Raw genomic sequence first — 1,425 nt, forward strand, 5'->3', positions numbered from 1 at the left:
AAGTCAACGGTAATTGAAAAACCAGTCATAACAGCAAGAAGCTGAGGAGAAGATTAAGAGATTCAGTTTCCTAGAGAAGGAGTTTTCATAGGACTAGCTACCGCCAATAAAGACAGGCCAAAGGGTAGGGAGAACTTAGAAATTAAATAGGCTTCTGCAGCAAAAATCTCGGTTAAAAGCCAATTGATCCAAGGCGAGGGCATTTTTAGATCTTGACTCTCCTTGAGGCGAAAGCTCTTTTGGGCTAGGCGGATCCCTGCTGCTAATGGAAAGAGAAAGCTGTTGAAAAAGGTAAAGGTATGAATTTGCAGGCCGGCACTCTTGAGTAAGGAGAGAAGTTGTGCTGCTGTGTAGCGTCTCTTGTGGTGATTGAGCTCGTCATGGGCGCTCCACAGCCAGGGGTAGGCCGGTACCGTGATCACCAGGTAGCCGGATGGCTTTAACCTTTGGATGAGAGCTTCCAGAGCTGCTTTGTCTTCCTCCAAATGTTCTAAAACGTCCAGTAGGGCAATAAGGTCAAATTGCTGGGAGCCAAAAGGGATCTGATGCGGCAATTCACCTTCGGCCACAATCCCAATGCCGCGGGCCCGGGCCAAAGGCAATGCTATTTCGCTTCTTTCCATGGCCCAGACTTGGCCAAACTGAGACAACATTTCTAGGTTGCCGCCACTGCCACAGCCGGCTTCCAAGATACAAGCCGCGGGCGGAAGAGGGATCCCGGCAATAACCTGCCTGAGAATGCGGCGGCGCCCCACAAACCACCAATGTCGATCTTCTAAGCCCGCCATTTGTTCATAAGCTCTGGGATCCATACAATAGTCGTTCCAAGTATTGGGAAACAGCTTGTTAGTTGATCCCTTGCTCCCCTCTCCCCTCGTGGGAGAGGGGTTGGGGGTGAGGGTCGAAAGATGACCTTATCCTATACTTTTCCGGTGTTAGAGAACTCCGTCCCGCTTACGCGATTTAGGTTTCAAGGAGAAAGCCTGGCCTTGCCCCAGCGATTTTTGCGGTACCAGGCGGCAACATGAGGGCACCAGGCCTCAAAGTGGGGCCAGATGAGCTCGCACAGCTCGCGGATCTCCCGCTGGGCATCGTCTTTGGCCCGCAAATCCAGAAAATGCATCAAGCTGCGGCAATTAAAAGAAACCACAAAATGTTGGCGGATCCCGTAGCCGATGATGTTACGAGCATCTTCATAGGGCAATCCGCACTCTTCGACCAGGCGATAATAGGCAATGGCCTGACTGCGATACTGCTCAAGAATGATGTTCAGGGCCTCAGGAGAGATGGGCTTGAAGCCTTGGCGGGTTTTGGCCTTGCCTTCTTTGACGCTGGCAGGAACGTAAAACAGAGTTTCCAACTCTTGCAAAGATAACGAGGGCTCCGCGCCGGTTTTGTCGGCAAAAGCAGCGGTTTCGTTGGTGC

Annotated in this window: 2 protein-coding genes; both read right to left on the reverse strand. The window is 51.6% G+C overall.

Going from position 1 to position 1,425, the window contains the following annotated elements; all coding sequences use genetic code 11:
- Nucleotides 1–62 precede the first annotated feature (62 nt).
- Nucleotides 63–812, reverse strand: a complete 750-nt coding sequence (locus NW863_RS09395) for a class I SAM-dependent methyltransferase (protein ID WP_414365941.1) — start codon at nucleotides 810–812, stop codon at nucleotides 63–65.
- A 158-nt stretch (nucleotides 813–970) separates the two neighbouring features.
- Nucleotides 971–1,425, reverse strand: a 455-nt coding sequence (locus tag NW863_RS09400; RefSeq protein ID WP_414365942.1) for an FAD-dependent thymidylate synthase, incomplete at its 5' end; no start/stop codon positions are given.

Source organism: Synechococcus sp. B60.1 (assembly GCF_047462555.1).
Lineage (GTDB): Bacteria > Cyanobacteriota > Cyanobacteriia > Thermostichales > Thermostichaceae > Thermostichus.